The organism is Gimesia chilikensis (assembly GCF_008329715.1).
Lineage (GTDB): Bacteria > Planctomycetota > Planctomycetia > Planctomycetales > Planctomycetaceae > Gimesia > Gimesia chilikensis.
The window spans coordinates 19,270-34,726 of the sequence record NZ_VTSR01000022.1; the positions used below are offsets into that span (position 1 = coordinate 19,270).

14 protein-coding genes are annotated in these 15,457 nt (G+C 54.8%); 5 read left to right on the forward strand and 9 right to left on the reverse strand.

Annotated features, from left to right (window positions below; all coding sequences use genetic code 11):
- The first annotated feature begins 19 nt into the window (after positions 1 to 19).
- Positions 20 to 1,222, forward strand: a complete 1,203-nt coding sequence (locus FYZ48_RS23930) for an NPCBM/NEW2 domain-containing protein (protein ID WP_187782185.1) — start codon at positions 20 to 22, stop codon at positions 1,220 to 1,222.
- Between the two features lie 135 nt (positions 1,223 to 1,357).
- Positions 1,358 to 2,563, forward strand: coding sequence for a PQQ-dependent sugar dehydrogenase (locus tag FYZ48_RS23935; RefSeq protein ID WP_149345083.1), 1,206 nt, complete (start codon positions 1,358 to 1,360; stop codon positions 2,561 to 2,563).
- A 118-nt stretch (positions 2,564 to 2,681) separates the two neighbouring features.
- Here FYZ48_RS23935 and FYZ48_RS23940 read toward each other — a convergent pair whose 3' ends face one another.
- The 5 genes from FYZ48_RS23940 to FYZ48_RS23960 all read right to left on the reverse strand — a co-directional run bounded on the left by FYZ48_RS23940 (position 2,682) and on the right by FYZ48_RS23960 (position 7,667).
- A complete protein-coding gene (locus tag FYZ48_RS23940) occupies positions 2,682 to 3,056 on the reverse strand; it encodes a DUF2237 family protein (protein ID WP_145041809.1) in 375 nt (124 codons plus the stop codon).
- 106 nt (positions 3,057 to 3,162) lie between these two features.
- Positions 3,163 to 4,086, reverse strand: coding sequence for a TIM barrel protein (locus FYZ48_RS23945; protein WP_149345084.1), 924 nt, complete (start codon positions 4,084 to 4,086; stop codon positions 3,163 to 3,165).
- Between the two features lie 173 nt (positions 4,087 to 4,259).
- Complete coding sequence (locus FYZ48_RS23950) at positions 4,260 to 4,766, reverse strand: YbaN family protein (RefSeq protein WP_149345085.1); 507 nt, start codon at positions 4,764 to 4,766, stop codon at positions 4,260 to 4,262.
- A gap of 103 nt (positions 4,767 to 4,869) precedes the next feature.
- Positions 4,870 to 5,916, reverse strand: a complete 1,047-nt coding sequence (locus tag FYZ48_RS23955; RefSeq protein ID WP_187782186.1) for a TauD/TfdA family dioxygenase — start codon at positions 5,914 to 5,916, stop codon at positions 4,870 to 4,872.
- Positions 5,917 to 6,020: 104 nt separating this feature from the next.
- Positions 6,021 to 7,667 carry a PAS domain-containing hybrid sensor histidine kinase/response regulator gene (locus tag FYZ48_RS23960; RefSeq protein WP_149345087.1) on the reverse strand — a complete coding sequence of 549 codons (1,647 nt, stop codon included), beginning with the start codon at positions 7,665 to 7,667 and terminating at the stop codon, positions 6,021 to 6,023.
- Between the two features lie 363 nt (positions 7,668 to 8,030).
- On the opposite strand from FYZ48_RS23960, the gene FYZ48_RS23965 reads away from it, so the two are divergent.
- A complete protein-coding gene (locus FYZ48_RS23965) occupies positions 8,031 to 8,573 on the forward strand; it encodes a gamma-glutamylcyclotransferase family protein (RefSeq protein WP_149345088.1) in 543 nt (180 codons plus the stop codon).
- A 4-nt stretch (positions 8,574 to 8,577) separates the two neighbouring features.
- Here the strand turns inward: FYZ48_RS23965 and FYZ48_RS23970 are convergent, their stop codons facing one another.
- Positions 8,578 to 9,072, reverse strand: coding sequence for a hypothetical protein (locus tag FYZ48_RS23970; protein ID WP_149345089.1), 495 nt, complete (start codon positions 9,070 to 9,072; stop codon positions 8,578 to 8,580).
- A 289-nt stretch (positions 9,073 to 9,361) separates the two neighbouring features.
- Between FYZ48_RS23970 and FYZ48_RS23975 the strand changes: the two genes are divergently transcribed.
- Positions 9,362 to 11,464, forward strand: a complete 2,103-nt coding sequence (locus FYZ48_RS23975; protein ID WP_149345251.1) for an FAD-dependent oxidoreductase — start codon at positions 9,362 to 9,364, stop codon at positions 11,462 to 11,464.
- A 108-nt stretch (positions 11,465 to 11,572) separates the two neighbouring features.
- The gene (locus FYZ48_RS23980) at positions 11,573 to 12,973 is read left to right on the forward strand and encodes a pectate lyase (RefSeq protein ID WP_149345090.1); all 1,401 of its coding nucleotides are present in this window, start codon (positions 11,573 to 11,575) and stop codon (positions 12,971 to 12,973) included.
- Between the two features lie 24 nt (positions 12,974 to 12,997).
- Here FYZ48_RS23980 and FYZ48_RS23985 read toward each other — a convergent pair whose 3' ends face one another.
- The 3 genes from FYZ48_RS23985 to rfbC are packed head-to-tail and all read right to left on the reverse strand — an operon-like array spanning position 12,998 to position 15,280.
- Positions 12,998 to 13,666: a histidine phosphatase family protein gene (locus FYZ48_RS23985; protein ID WP_187782187.1), complete on the reverse strand. Its 669-nt coding sequence runs from the start codon at positions 13,664 to 13,666 to the stop codon at positions 12,998 to 13,000.
- Positions 13,667 to 13,691: 25 nt separating this feature from the next.
- Positions 13,692 to 14,735 (reverse strand): 4-hydroxythreonine-4-phosphate dehydrogenase PdxA, encoded by a 1,044-nt coding sequence (gene pdxA / locus FYZ48_RS23990; protein WP_149345092.1) that lies wholly within the window; start codon positions 14,733 to 14,735, stop codon positions 13,692 to 13,694.
- A complete protein-coding gene (gene rfbC / locus FYZ48_RS23995) occupies positions 14,732 to 15,280 on the reverse strand; it encodes a dTDP-4-dehydrorhamnose 3,5-epimerase (RefSeq protein ID WP_149345093.1) in 549 nt (182 codons plus the stop codon). The genes pdxA and rfbC overlap by 4 nt, the downstream gene beginning before the upstream one ends.
- Positions 15,281 to 15,457: the final 177 nt, after the last annotated feature.

The following is a 15,457-nucleotide window of genomic DNA, read 5'->3' on the forward strand; positions in this document are numbered from 1 at the left end:
CTCCTCCAAAGGTGGCCCGATGCGATTGTTCGTTGTGCTCTGTCTGACTCTGTTGTCCTGCGGTCTGGTTTCAGAACCGTTGCGGGCCGACGAACTGCAGACCGCGGCGGGGAAAACGATCACCGGCGAACTGCTGCAGATCGAGCAGAACCGGTTCACGATCAAGAGCAAAGCGGGAACCGAAGAAATACCGGCGACAGAGATTGTCCGCGTGCAGCTGGATCCGGTTGACAAGCTGCCTCCCAGCGGGGGGCTGTTGATCCTGGCGAACGGCGACCGCCTGCATGCCGAGATTTTACGGGCTGCGGAGGAAGCCCTTGTGATTCGTCTGACTGCCTGTCCCCGGCTGGATGAATTGAAAGTTCCCCTCGAGACGATCCGGGCGGCTTATTTTCGCTGGCCCCGTGCCACACATGCCCGTAACCGCCTGATTCGTCAGCTGGAACAGACGGTCAAAAAGACCGATTTGTTCTACCTCAAAAACGGTGACTACCTCGAAGGCGAATTTCTGGGCTTCGATGAGGGCGGTTTCCAGTTCGAATCCGCGGCCGGTGAAACAACGGTTCCGCGTTCTGGGATCGCCTATTTCTATTTCAATCCGGAGCTGATTGCGTTTCCGCAGCCCGAACAGCTGCATTATCAAGTCACACTCACCGACGGCTCGCGGGTCACGGTCTCCACACTCTCGTTGAACGAGAGCCGACTGCGGGCTCGCACCCTGTTTGGAGCAGACATCATCTGTGAGCGGGATCGCCTGGCTGCCGTCACGCCTCGGGGAGGTCGAGTAGTCCCCCTGTCGGAGCTGGAACCCTCTGAGTACCGTTTTACCCCCTATCTCTCTCGCAAATGGAAGTGGCAGCGCAACCAGAATGTGCTTTCCGGACCAATGATTTCAGGGGAGCAGTACTTCGATTCCGGTCTGGGAATGCATAGCGCAGCAGAGCTGCATTATCAACTGGACGGGCAGTATGCTGCGTTCGAGACTTGTGTGGGGCTAGATGATTCCGCAGGGCAGCGGGCCAGTGTTGAGGTGCAGATCCTGGTGGACGGCAAGCCTGTCTTTCAACGCGAGGTGGCGCGGCACTCCACAGAGATTGTCAAAGTCCCTCGGATCGATCTTACCGGTGCACAGCAACTGGTGCTGAAAGTCGGTTTTGGTAAAAACGCGGATATTGAAGATCATCTCAACTGGTGCCGCCCGGTGCTGATTAAAAAGCCCTGATTTGTTTTTTAAAGTCCCGCCGGAAAGCGGACCGGGCGCAGAGTGGCGTTGACGGTCTTTTTTTTCTATTCTGGTGATCACGCAAGCGCGTCGTTTCTTCCCCCGTTGTTTACCCGCATGACAAAGAGACCCTCAATGAAAACGATTACCTCACTCGCGTTGCTGCTGATTCTGGCTGTCTGCTCGCCACTCTCTGCTGAAGAGGAAGTGGATACCTCTCCGGCTCCCGTCAAGCTGGTCAAGGTGTTCCCGTATCTGCAGATTGATCGCCCCATTGTGATTACCCACGCCGGCGATGGCACAGACCGTCTGTTTATCGCCTCGCAGAAGGGAAAGATTTACATCGTTCCCAATACACCCGAAGATGAAGATCTGGAAGAAGGCAAACTCTTCCTCGACATCTCCGATCGTGTGATCTATCTCGACAAGAAAAACGAAATGGGCCTCCTGGGCATGGCCTTCCATCCCGATTTCAAGAAGAATGGCGAGTTCTTCGTCTACTACAGTTCTCCCGAAACTCCGAATGCCACCTCCGTCATTTCCCGCTTCCGGGTTTCCAAGGACAATCCGGATCAGGCCCTCGCAGACTCGGAAGAAATTCTGATGAAAGTCGAACAGCCCGCCTGGAACCATAACGGGGGCACGATCGTATTTGGCCCGGATGGCATGTTGTATATCGTCTTTGGTGATGGCGGCGCGGGTGGAGATGCCTTCCATAACGGCCAGAACCTGTCCACGATGCTCGGATCGATCTGCCGCATCGACGTCAATCACAAATCACCCGGACTGAATTACGCGATCCCCAAAGACAACCCTTTTGAAGATGGCAAAACACCCACCTTCGCCACGATCCGTAAGGAAATCTGGGCTTACGGTTTTCGTAATCCCTGGCGGATTGCCTTCGATGACAAGACCGGCAAACTCTGGGCCGGCGATGTCGGGCAGGGCATCTGGGAAGAAATCGATATCGTCGTCAAAGGGGGCAACTACGGCTGGTCGGTCCGTGAAGGCAAACATCCCTTCGGTCCCAATGGTGTCGAAGCCCGCAAGCACCTGATCGAGCCGATCTGGGAATACGATCACCAAGTCGGTAAGTCAATTACCGGTGGATCGGTCTATCGCGGCAAAGCAATTCCCGCGATCCAGGGCATGTACATTTACGGCGATTATGTCTCCGGTAAATTCTGGGCTCTGAAGTATGACGAGAGCAGCAAAAAGGTGACCGCCAATTATGTGATCGAAAGTCCCAGCATCCCTGTGATGACCTTCGGCACCGATCAGAATGGAGAGATGTTCCTGACCTCGTCCTTCAGCGAAATCTATATGCTGAAAGCGAAATAATCCCGCAGCGGCAGTTTAACTGTGTCGCTTGATGTCAGTATGCAAAAACCACGGAACCCGCAGCAGCAGGTTCCGTGGTTTTATTTTTACTAGTATGTGGTAATCCACACGACGTGCATCAGGCTTCGATGGCGTAGGCCTGCAGATCTTCCAGGTCGACGAATTCCAGTGTCGAGATGTGGCACGATTCGAGTTTCACCTTGGGGGCCATACCAGCCTCGAAGGCTTCTTTCCAGCGTTCCACGCAGAGACACCAGCGATCGCCGGGCTTCAGACCCGGGAATTCGAATAACGGATGAGGTGTACTCAGGTCGTTGCCCCGTTCCTTGGAAAAGGCCAGGAATTCTTCTGTGACTTCGGTACACACCGTATGCAGACCGAGGTCCGAACCGCCAGTATTACAGCAGCCGTCACGATAGAATCCGGTTACCGGTTCCAGAGAGCAGATCTCCAGTTCGGTGCCGAGCACGTTTTTGGCTTTCTTTTCAGTCATAGTCAGTGGTCCATCAATGGGGGATCGTCAGTAAATTAACGCCAGACAAGCAGACCAGCGCGCAACGAGCCTGACACAGGCAACGTCTTTCAGGTCTGGGCAGCGCTTAGAACTGGTCGACCTCACGATAAGCTTCGATGACGGCCATGTCGCCTTCTTTGCCGGGCTTGGAATTACCATGTTCCATTCCCACGATACCTTCAAATCCCTTGGAGTGGATATGCTTGAATACATTCAGGTAGTTAATCTCACCCGTACCAGGTTCCTTACGGCCCGGGTTATCACCTGACTGGAAATAGCCGATCTCATCCCAGCACTGATCGATATTCACGATCAGGTTCCCTTCGGTAATCTGCTGATGGTAGACATCGAACAGAATCTTACAGGCCGGGCTGTCGACTGCTTTACAAAGGGCATACGCCTGAGGAGAACCCTGCAGGAAGACACCACCATGATTGGCATACCAGTTGAGTGGCTCAAGCACCATGACCATGCCGTGCGGCTCGAAGATCTCAGCACAGCGGCGGAGCAGTTCAATCACGTTGGCGGTCTGGTAACCTTCAGCCAGACGGGCACGGGGACCTTCATCCAGGTTGCCGGGAACGACGGTCATCCATTTCGCATTGACCCGCTTCGCAACTTCGACGGAGTCTTTGATGTCTTTGAGGACTTCGTCCCACATCGCTTTGTCTTTGCGGGTGAAGGTCAGCTTGCCGATGGAACCATGCGCCACGAACACGCCCATTTCCATGTTGAGCTTTTCCATCGTGTCGGCGATTTTCTGCTGCAGCTCTTTGGGTTTCTTCTTCATGCCGTTGTCTTCCCAGGCGGTAAAGCCCTGGTCGGCGGCGAACTTCAACTGGTCGATGGGATCATTGCCCGCGGCATTCTTAAACATGCCGAAGTGGGGCGCGTATTTCAGATTAAATGGCTTCTGCTCTTTGCTTTCAGCTGCCTGGGCAGCGGTACTACCTAGCACAGCGGCTCCCCCTGCCAGCATCCCGCTTTTAAGAAACTCTCGACGTTGCATATGTAAGACTCCTTGTTGTGAATTTATTTAGTGTGCTTGTATCAGGAATTTATTCTAGCTGAACAGGGAGGCGGATGCACCTGTTATCCCTCTGGATTCTCAGGACCAGCTTCGAGGCGCAGACACGAAATGTCAAACCGCTCGTCAGTTGCACAGCATCCTGCTGGAAATGGTCACTTCAGCCCGGGCAGGCGAATCACCACCAAGATCCCCACGCAGGCCAGGGCCACCAGCACGGATTTCAGCAGCACCGAGAGGGGCGAGAAGATCAGCGTCGCGGCGACGATCAGAACCACGATCGTAATCGCCTGGATTTTGACGCTCAGCCGCACACCACCATCCTGTTGCCACTCTTTGAGAACCTGACCCAGTACGGGAGAACGCAGCAGTGCCCGGTTCATCCGGGGAGAAGTGCGGATCAGAAAGTAGCTGGTCAGCAGCAGGAACGGCGTAGTCGGGAGCACAGGCAGTGCCACGCCGAGCACGCCCAGCACGAAAAAGAATGCCGCCAGAACAAGATAAATCGCCTTTCGCAGTCCCGTTACCGTGGGGACGGTCTGCTCATCAAGGGTATCCAGGAAGGCAGGATGAATTTCATCGAACGCCAGCCGATCCAGATTTAATCCGGAATCGGATGAACATTCAGGCTGTTGCTGATGCGGCTGCGATTTGCGAAGCATGAAATTCAGATCCCAAGGGCACGGTAAAAGGACGAATCGGTCCCTTATTCTAGCTCAATTGAGAAATGGGACAAGGTGGATCGTGAATCGAGCCTGTCCGTGCTCAGGGGGCCGCGGTTGCCGGCATGCCGCCGCGAACAGATCCAGCAGCTGTATTTCCGTAATTATCGGCAAACAGGGGATCCAGTGGACGACTGTTGGGTACCGCTAGCCAGACCCGCAGCAGGTGCCGTTTCAGTTCTGGCTCTTCCGCATCCGTGAATTCATCCCGGCGGTGAAACGTGACCCAGTTATTCAAAAACAGCAGGTCCCCCGGATCCTGGCTGAAGGTGACACTCATTTCCGGCGTTTCGGCGAGTGCTTCCAGCTGATCCATGGCCTGCTCCTGCCCGGGAGTCATATCGGGAAGGTCGGGGGAAGCATAAGCGCGTTCGATCAATACCCGCAGAAAGCTGCCGGCAAAGTGACCATCCTGCATTGAAAAGATGGGTTGCCGACAGAACGGCTTCTGGTTTCCCGTATCGACGTTGTGTCTGAGATAGTAAAACGGCTGCATCAAGGTTTGCGTCAACTCGGGCCACCGCTGCCGCATCTCGTTGAAGAGAGCCACCGAACTGACCAGTTGATTATCGCCGCCTGAGAGGGCCTGTTGAATGCACAGAAAACCAATCACATCACAGCGGTCGGTATGGAAGCTGAGCCGTTTGCTTGTGTTCGGACCGCGGGCCTGGGCCTGTCCGACCTTAAAACCCTCGTCCCGCACATGGAACAGCTTTTCCCCGGTCGCGCTCTGAGAGACAGGCGTTCCCAGATGCACGGAGATCAGCCAGAACAGAATCTCGCGTTCCTCTTGCGAGTAGTTCTCGATAGGCACGCGTTTGATCTGGCAGGCTCCCGATCCGTGTTCCAGCCGATGTTGAACCCGGCGCAGCAGGGGGCCGAGTTCGGGCAGGGGGAAATGTTCGGGGGTGATTTCAGCCTGGCTCAGGTTTTCCGACGAGATTATCTTCACAGCCGAGTCCAGATCAGCGAGATGCCGCTGATCCAGGTGAACCAGCCAGTCGTCTCGGGAGAAGAGTTCTGCACCTTTCCAGGCAGCCGGAATCTCAAATGCGGGAGGCAGGTCAGGGACGGAAGATTGATCACTCACTCTGAAAATACTCCTGTTCTGTTATAACTGTAACGGTTTCAGCCTAACAGATTCAGACAGGAGATTAAAGCAGACGTGTTGCAGAGTTGAACCGACGCGCGGTGTTATTTCAGTTGCAGCATTCGTTGTCGTCTGGATTTGAGCAGGTTGTTAATCGTCTGAATGAGCCGCTTGCGATCCAGTGGTTTGGTCAGGTATTCATCGCAGCCGGCCTGCAGGCATTTTTCCCGGTCGCCGGGCATGACATTGGCGGTGAGTGCGATAATCGGATTGGTGAAACCCATCTCGCGGATGAGCTCCGTCGCGGAATAGCCATCCAAAAGCGGCATCTGAATGTCCATCAGGATCACTTCAAACTGCTCGTTGATGTCTGACTCGTTCTGCAGGGCTGCGCCTAACTGGTCAACAGCCTGCTGCCCGTTTTCAGCCAGGGTGACGCTTCCGCCGGCTTTGGTCAGCAGGTACTGGATCAACCTCTGATTGTAGATTCCATCTTCTACCAGCAGGATACGACAGGGCTGTCTCAGCATGCCGAAGCCGGAACGGGACGTTTTGTGTTCATGGATGCGTTGCGATAACGAATGTTGCTGTGGCTTGATTTCACAACTGGTGCCCGTGCTGATGGTGAATTCAATAATCGATCCAGTATCAACTGCATGCTGAAGCGTAATCTCTCCTCCCAGCAGACGAACCAGATGTCGCGCCAGCGAAAGGCTCAGCCCGACTCCCCCGGGATAAGTAAGCGAGGTCAAGTCAGCCAGTTGGCGACCGGCAAAAATCTGATTGATCGGTTCGATATTCAATCCGGTTCCGCAGTTACGGATCGTGAAAACCATTTGCTGATCAGAAGGAGCCGCCTCTGATTTTCTGACCGAAAGGCTGATAGTTCCTTCGTGAGTGTAGTTGATGACGACCCCCATCAGGTTCAACAGGATTTGCCTGAGGCGAATTGGATTGGATTGGATGGATGTCGGCAGACTTTGATCCAAGTCGATTTCGAGTTTCAGCCCCTTGTGGTCTGCTTTCCGTTTGGCGACCGACTTCACGTTCTCGATCACCGTCAGTGGGCAGCAGTCCTGAAGTTTTAAATCGAACTTACCTTCCTCAATTCGGGAGAGGTCCACGAAGTCGTTGAATGTGTCCAGCAGATACTGGCCGTTGGTATGGATTGTATTTGCAGCGCTGATTGTTTCCGCATCTTCGCTGGAATCACTCAGGATTTCTGCAAAGCCCAGGATCGCGGAGAGAGGAGTCCGAATTTCATGACTCATCATCGCCAGAAACGCCTGTTTCACTTCCCGGGCACGAAACGCCTGCAGTCGTGTCCCTTCGAGTTCTGCCTTCAGCAGAATCCGTTCGTGAATGTCCGACAGCGATCCGGTCATGCGCATCGCTTGTCCGGAAGCATCACGCAGGACCTGGGCCTGTCCCCGGAACCAGCGATAAAGGCCCCCTTTGACCCGCAGGCGAAAGTTGTGCTCAAAACGACTGCTGTTCTCCAGGGCAGATCGCAGGCCGAGCATCGTCTGTACTGCATCCTCCGGATGCAGTAGCCGTTCGAAGGTGTCCAGGCTCGATTCAATTTCCTGGTCACAGTAGCCCAGCAGTTCATAAAACCGGGGAGACCACCACTGTTCCTGTGCGTCGAGATCGACCCAGTCCCAGACCCCTTCCGTCGTGTGTTGCAGGAACAGGTCAAAATGCTGTTGAACGGCGTCTGGTTGTGTTGCTCTGTCGAAGGTGTAACTCATTTCAATCCAATTCTCTCAGGGGCAAGGGTTTGAGTACTTATTAGTATCGCTCAAAAACAAGATACAATTGTGACTTTCTCGCAGAGAACTGGAGCACGCGTATAGATCGAGTATTCAGACTTGTTAAATATCAGGGAAACACCTCGTACTGGAATGAACACGATGAAAAATAGCCTTAAAATTAAGGGGAATCCTGCGGGAAATGTAGTGGTTTGATCACCCTTTGCCAGCGGATTCAGGCCTGCTGTATGATTTAGAACAGTTACATGCATCGCTCTTGAGATAACACCAGCGGCTAGCATGATTCCCCTCCTTAACTGAGCGCTTTGCTCTCATCGCGTGAGAAGAGAATTAAAGAACGGCATGCAGGAACGATTAAACTATTTTGCCTACGGTTCAAATTTGCACCCCGCGCGACTCGAAGCACGTATCGGGCGCTGTCAGTTTCAGGGAATCGCCTTACTCAAACAGGCAGAACTCCACTTTCACAAAGTCGGCGTTGATGCGTCCGGGAAATGCGATATTTCGATTCAGGATCCAACCGCAGGCGGCGTCTGGGGGGCCGTCTACCAGATTACGACAGAACAGAAATGGGAACTCGACCGCTTCGAATCGCTGGGACAAGGATATGAGATTCGCGAGGTGGATGTACTGACGTATGAGCAAAGTTTGATCCGTGTGTTTACGTACCAGGCGATGACCGCGTTTATCGATCCCGCGCTGCAGCCTTTCGACTGGTACCATGAGCTGGTTCTCCAGGGAGCCCGTTTTCACGGTTTCCCGGCCGAGTATCTGGCGCGGCTGCAACTGATTAAACGGCTCACAGATTCTGATGCCGAAAGAATCACCGTTGCGCAAGAGGTCCTCAGGACGATTGAAGAATACCGTGATCGGGACACGGATTGACAGCCTACTGACCGTTAATGGAAATCCAACTGGAGATCGTGTCGTAGATCATCTCTTCTTCGAGCGTCTCGTGGGCCAGCAGTTGATCGACCAGTTCTCCGATCGCCGCCCAGTAGTTGTCCTGGCGATACAGCTGATACAGACTGAGTGTCTTCTGCTCGAGGTACTGCATGCGTGCCTGTCGCTGGGGAACCAGGGCGGAAGCTGCTTCCCACGCCTGCTGCCAGTCTCCCGACCATTCTGCCACCAGAGCCGGATGGAAGGGATCCCCCGTATGAATCATCTCGGCAACCGGACCGGCCAGTGCCACGAGAATCGCTTTTTCACGCAGCGACTTGTCATCGAACACCCCCTGGGGCCAGGCAATCTCGGCGTCTCCGTATCGCTCGGGACCATCATCCCAGTCGGGATCGATCGTCACTGAATAGACGCGGGCACCGACATATACGGCCATCAGCACATGTCCCACTTCGTGGTAGGCGGTCAGTTCTTCAGTCACGGGGGCGATTCCTTCAGTCGGGCGATCAGGCGATCAATCTGATCGCTTCCTTCTTGGCTGACATTAAAGCAGGTTGGGCTCCAGTCAACAATCGACGTCGACAAAGCAATGCTGCTGGATGCGCAGAATTACTAATGATTGTTAACAGTGAATCCGGTGGGAACCGGGGACAGCATGGTTTTCTGACTAGGTATTGCCCATTCGCGCCGTTAGAATGATTTTTCTGTACTAATCACCCTTGGAATTTTCAGCATCGTTAGAGACTAAAGAGAGAGAATAAATGAAGTGGATGTCGCAACTGCTCGCCTGCGGACTGTTTCTGTTACTGATTGTCCCGAAGGCACAAGGCAAGGAATATGATGTCGTCGTCTATGGTGGCACCTCCGGGGCCGTCACCGCAGCCGTTCAGGCGAAGCGACTGGGCAAGTCCGCTGTCATTGTCTGTCCCGATACACATCTGGGAGGTCTCTCCAGTGGCGGTCTGGGCTGGACCGACACCGGCAATAAAGCCGTCATCGGCGGCCTGGCACGCGAATTCTATCATCGCGTCTGGAAACACTATCAGACCCCGGACGCCTGGAAGTGGCAGCAGCGAAAAGACTACGGCGACAAAGGGCAGGGGACTCCCGCCATCGATGGCAAGCAACGCACCATGTGGATTTTTGAACCACACGTCGCCGAGGCTGTCTTTGACGAGTTCGTCAAAGAATACGAGATTCCCGTTTACCGCGACGAATGGCTGGATCGCAAGTCCGGCGTTACCAAAGACGGAGACCGAATCACCGCCATCAAAACGCTCAGCGGCAAAACCTTCCAGGGGAAGATGTTTATCGACGCCACTTATGAAGGTGACCTGCTGGCAACTGCCGGTGTGAGCTACCACGTGGGCCGCGAAGCCAACAGTGTCTACGGTGAAGAATGGAACGGTGTGCAGACTGGCGTACTGCATCACCGGCACCACTTTGGTCCGAATGCGGTCAAGGAAAAGATCAGTCCCTACAAAGTACCCGGCGATCCAGCCAGCGGACTGCTGCCTCGCATCAGTGGTGCCGACCCCGGCAAATACGGTTCGGGTGATGACAAAATTCAGGCCTACTGTTTCCGCATGTGCCTGACCAACCACGATGAGAATCGCGTTCCGTTTCCGAAACCGGAAGGCTACGACCCCGCCCAGTATGAACTCTTGCTGCGAATCTATGATGCCGGCTGGCGCCAGACGTTTGCCAAGTTTGATCCCATCCCAAACTTTAAGACCGATACCAACAATCACGGTCCCATGAGTACCGATAACATCGGCTATAACTACGACTATCCCGAAGCATCCTACGAACGTCGGAAAGAGATTATCAAAGAGCACGAAACCTACCAGAAAGGCTGGCTCTACTTCATCGCCAACGATCCCCGTGTGCCCAAAGAAGTGCAGCAGAAAATGCAGAAATGGGGACTGGCGAAAGATGAGTTCACCGATAACGGCAACTGGCCCCATCAGCTTTACATCCGTGAAGCCCGCCGGATGATCGGCGAATTCGTGATGACCGAAAACGAACTGCTCAAGAAGAAGCCTACCCCCGATTCGGTCGGCATGGGTTCCTACACCATGGACTCGCACAACGTGCAGCGGTATGTCACTCCGGAAGGCTACGTGCAGAACGAAGGGGACATCGGCGTATCGACCCGTGGTCCGTATGAAATTGCTTACGGCAGTCTCGTTCCGAAAAAAGGGGAATGTACCAACCTGCTGGTGCCGGTCTGTGTTTCCAGCTCGCACATCGCCTTCGGTTCGATCCGCATGGAGCCCGTTTTCATGATTCTCGGTCACTCCGCTGCGACGGCAGCTGCGATCGCCCTGGATCAGAAACTGGACGTGCAGGATGTGCCTTATGATCAGCTCAAAACCCAGCTGATCAAAGAAGGCCAGATTCTGGAAGCCCCTGCCGAAGTCAAATATGGAAGTAACGGCATTAATCCGGAAACACTCAAAGGCATTGTTGTCGACGATGCGCAGGCCAAACTGACCGGGCTCTGGCAGACCAGCCGCTCAGCGAAGAAGTATGTGGCTTCGGGTTACAGTCACGAGTCAAATACACGTGATGGCAAAGCCGCTGCCCGCTTTGAAACCAAAGTTCCCCAGGCGGGACGCTACGAAGTTCGCTATGCCTATCCGCCGAACACCAATCGCAGTTCGCAGGTCAAAGTGACCGTGCAGCATGCGGGGGGATCTACTTCCAAAACCATCGACCAGCGTCAGGCACCACCTCTGGAAGGCGTGTTTATCTCGCTGGGAGAATATGAATTCACACCGGACAAAACAGCGGCTGTCGAAGTGACCAATGCCGATGCCAACGGCTATGTCATCATCGACGCCGTCCAGTGGATTCCCGTCAAGGAGTGACCCCGTTTCGCGTGTGAGTCTGTACTGAAACCGTTCTGTTGTCAGATATGAGAGGAGTGCATAGTGCATAAGTCGGGCCGTATAGTGTCGATTCTGCTGGGAATTTCAATGATCGCTCTCCTCGGTTTCAGGACTGCCTCCGCTCAGGCGGCGGTGCCGGTCTCCAAGGAGAACGTCACAAAAGCGATGCGGGCGGCCAGCGAGTTTTATCGCAATAAGCTCGCTCTGCACGGGGGCTACGTTTACTACTACAGCCTCGATCTTAAAGAGCGCTGGGGCGAAGGCAAGGCGTCACCGGATCAGATCTGGGTGCAGCCCCCCGGCACTCCGACAGTGGGAATGGCATTCCTCTCGGCCTACGAAGCAACCGGGGACCAGTTCTATCTCGATGCCGCCACCGATGCCGCACTGGCACTCGTTTATGGTCAGTTGAAATCGGGGGGCTGGACGAATTCCGTCGATTTCAATCCCCGCAGTAAACTGACCGCCGAGTACCGGAACGGAAAGGGGCGTGGCAAAAACAACTCGACCCTTGATGACGGAATTTCGCAGTCGGCAATTCGCCTCATCATTCACGTCGATCAGGCCCATAAGTTTCAACATAAACAGATCCACGAAGCAGCACAGGTCGCGTTGAATGCCCTGCTGGCGGCACAGTTCCCGGTGGGGGCCTTTCCCCAGGTCTGGACCGGACCGGTACCACAGATCCCAGCGAAACCGGCCAGCTTTCCCCAATACGACTGGCGGACGGAAGGGCGTATCAAAAACTATTGGGATTACTATACCCTCAACGACGGTCTGGCCGGCTATGTCTGCACGACACTGCTGGACGCCTACGAAATCTACAAAGACGAACGCCTGAAACAGGCGGTGCTCAAACTGGGAGACTTCCTGATTCTGTCCCAGTTACCCGAACCGCAGCCCGCCTGGGCACAGCAGTACAACTACGATATGCAGCCCATCTGGGCCCGCCGCTTCGAACCGCCGGCCATTACCGGGGGAGAGACCCAGGATGTGATTGCCACCCTGATGCGGATTTATCGTTTCAGCGGCGAGAAAAAATATCTGGAACCGATTCCCCGCGCACTCGCCTGGTTAAAACGCTCCCAGTTACCCGATGGGCAGCTCGCCCGCTACTACGAACTGCAGACCAATCGCCCGCTCTACATGAACCGCAGCGGAAAAAAGTACAGCCTGACCTACGACGATTCCGATCTGCCCCGGCACTACGGCTGGAAGATTACCTCAGAGGTCAAGGAACTCGAACGGGAGTTTAAAGCCGTCAGCGCTGGTCGGGAACTAAAGACAGAGCTGACTCCGAAGCAGTTGCTGATCCGCGTGAAAGCGATTCTCTACGACCTGGACGACCAGGCACGCTGGATCAGCGTCAGTACGGGGGAACGTCTGGTGGGACAACCCAAATTTCCGGTGAATACCAGGTACATCGCCAGCGATCGCTTCAGCAGCAACCTGGAGACACTCAGTCAGTATCTCCAGCAGCAGAAATAGTGCTGAGTGACAACCGCGTCCTGTCTAATGGGGGACACCACTCAAGTGGAAGATGGCATTCATCGTCACCACTTTGGTTTCCCCTGCATGATGGCGGATGATGTTGATGCCGGTATTGTTCTGCTTGATGTCCTTGGCTTTTTCGATGGGAAGTCCCAGCAGGCTGGCCAGATAGACCCGGTTGATTACATTATGCGCGACCACCGCGATCGTCTCGCCGGTATGGCGTTCCAGCAGTGATCGGAGCGCAGGCTCACATCGATTGAACACATCGCCGTAAGATTCTCCGCCTTCGTAACGGTTTCGGTAGGGATCATCCATGAATGCCTTATAGGCGGCCGGGGATTCCTGCTCAATGATGTCCCACGACTTTCCTTCCCACAGACCCACATCGCATTCATGAATCTCCGCGACTTCCTGCGGAGTCAGCTTAAAATGCGCACAGACTGCCTGGGCTGTCTCTTTCGCACGAATCATCGGACTGCTGTAGATATGGTTGATGGAACAGTTCTCTGCCAGGAAGGTCGCCAGGGCCTGAGCCTGTTTTTGTCCCGATTCACTCAGACTGGGATTGATACCGCAACCCTGCAGAATATAGGGCCGCTGTTCGTTCGGGGGAGTCGCTCCATGACGAATCAGCAGCAGGTTGGTCGCATCGGGTTCAGGGCGGGGGATAAAGTGTTGCTTTTCCATGTTCAGTCCTGTGTCAGGAAAGGTTCTAATCGGTTTGAATCTGTTTCTGATGTGCGGCCAGTTTGACCGCGGCCCGGACGGCCTCCATGATGCCTCTGGTCTCTGGCTTGACGTCGCTCCAGGCAATATCAAACGCGGTGCCATGACTGGGGCTGGTCCGGACGATCGGCAATCCCAGCGTAATATTGACCGCCTGGTCAAAGCCGAGCAGCTTGAAGGGGATGTGCCCCTGGTCATGATACATGGCAACGACTGCGTCAAACTCCCCATGCACGGCACGACGGATCAGCGTATCAGCCGGCAGCGGACCCGTCGCATTCAGCCCAGAAGCCCGGGCTCGCTCGACGGCCGGGGCGATGATCCGCGCTTCCTCATCACCAAACAGACCATGTTCTCCCGCATGGGGGTTCAAAGCACAGACGGCGACCCGGGGAGGTTCTGCGCCCATGATCTGCATCAGTTCAGCGATGAGGCGTGTCTTCTCAAAGATCTCATCGGTTTTCAACAGGCCGGGAACGCTGGCGATGGAAGTATGCAGGGTCGCATGTACGATTCCCAGACCAGCCGGCGGTTGAATCACGTCACTTCCCGGTAGATAGAGCATCATCCCAAAGTCGGCTACCTGACACCGGTCAGCCAGGATCTCAGTATGTCCCGGATAATCGATGCCGCCCCGATGCAGCGATTCCTTATTCAAGGGGGCTGTAGTGATCGCATCCACTTTTCCCGCCAGACAGTCATCGATGGCGCTGACCAGGTAGTCGTACGCCCCGCGACCCGCGCGGGCATCGACCTGGCAGGGGGTTGCTTCCGCCACATCCGCGCGTCCACGGTCAATGCAGTAGACTGCTCCCGGCCGGGATGAGAGTTCATCTGGTAGTTGATCGACGGAAATGACTTCCAGTCCACTCCCGGAATGGCGGGCAGCACGCCGCAGAACTTCCGCATTGCCATAGACGACCGGCCAGCAGAGTGCATTCAGTTCCGGCTGAACGCACAGGGCATCCAGTAGCTGGGGACCGATGCCAGAGACATCTCCCATTGTCAGAGCGATTCGCGGCTGTTTCATAGCGATTCGAAAACTTCACATTCTTTCAGCGGCAGCCCTCGACGGTCTTTCTCCGAGAGCAGTGGCTCGCCTGAGAGCGGCCAGTCAATTCCCAGTTCGGGATCGTTCCAGAGCAGAGTCCGGTCGTGTTCGGGGTAATAATAATCGCCACACTTATACACAAAATCAACCTGGGGGCTGATGACATAAAAACCGTGGGCAAAACCCGGGGGCACATAGAGTTGCTTGTGGTTCTCGCCTGTCAGGCGGATGGAGTAGGACTGGCCGAACGTGGGGGAGTTCTTCCGCAGGTCGACACACACGTCCAGAATTTCCCCTTCCATGACGTGCACCAGCTTGGCCTGGGGGTGCTGAATCTGGTAATGCAGTCCCCGGAGAATGCCGGCTGTGGAGCGGGATGCATTATCCTGTACAAAAGAGGCATCGACGCCAGCCTCCCTGTACCGCTCCTGCTGGTACGTTTCTTTGAAAAAACCACGTTCGTCAGAAAAGACCCGGGGGGTGATCACCAGTAACCCGGGAAAACCGGTCTGTTCTACTTCCATGAGGTGTGACTTCTCTCTCTGGGTGAAAAAGGGCGTATCTGTACCGCTTCTTGCGGGGAACGATCATACGGATCATAGCGATTTCAAGGCCATTTCATAAGGATTGAGAAAGTCCAGTTATGGATTTCTCAAAATCTTTCTTAACCCCTAAACACGACACAAGTCACCTTTTTTAAG

Coding starts and splice junctions, on each gene's coding strand:
- FYZ48_RS23930 (WP_187782185.1), top strand. CDS start 20: ATGCGATTGTTCGTTGTGCTCTGTCTGACTCTGTTGTCCTGCGGTCTG.
- FYZ48_RS23935 (WP_149345083.1), top strand. CDS start 1,358: ATGAAAACGATTACCTCACTCGCGTTGCTGCTGATTCTGGCTGTCTGC.
- FYZ48_RS23940 (WP_145041809.1), bottom strand. CDS start 3,056: ATGACTGAAAAGAAAGCCAAAAACGTGCTCGGCACCGAACTGGAGATC.
- FYZ48_RS23945 (WP_149345084.1), bottom strand. CDS start 4,086: ATGCAACGTCGAGAGTTTCTTAAAAGCGGGATGCTGGCAGGGGGAGCC.
- FYZ48_RS23950 (WP_149345085.1), bottom strand. CDS start 4,766: ATGCTTCGCAAATCGCAGCCGCATCAGCAACAGCCTGAATGTTCATCC.
- FYZ48_RS23960 (WP_149345087.1), bottom strand. CDS start 7,667: ATGAGTTACACCTTCGACAGAGCAACACAACCAGACGCCGTTCAACAG.
- FYZ48_RS23965 (WP_149345088.1), top strand. CDS start 8,031: ATGCAGGAACGATTAAACTATTTTGCCTACGGTTCAAATTTGCACCCC.
- FYZ48_RS23975 (WP_149345251.1), top strand. CDS start 9,362: ATGTCGCAACTGCTCGCCTGCGGACTGTTTCTGTTACTGATTGTCCCG.
- FYZ48_RS23980 (WP_149345090.1), top strand. CDS start 11,573: ATGATCGCTCTCCTCGGTTTCAGGACTGCCTCCGCTCAGGCGGCGGTG.
- FYZ48_RS23985 (WP_187782187.1), bottom strand. CDS start 13,666: ATGGAAAAGCAACACTTTATCCCCCGCCCTGAACCCGATGCGACCAAC.
- pdxA (WP_149345092.1), bottom strand. CDS start 14,735: ATGAAACAGCCGCGAATCGCTCTGACAATGGGAGATGTCTCTGGCATC.
- rfbC (WP_149345093.1), bottom strand. CDS start 15,280: ATGGAAGTAGAACAGACCGGTTTTCCCGGGTTACTGGTGATCACCCCC.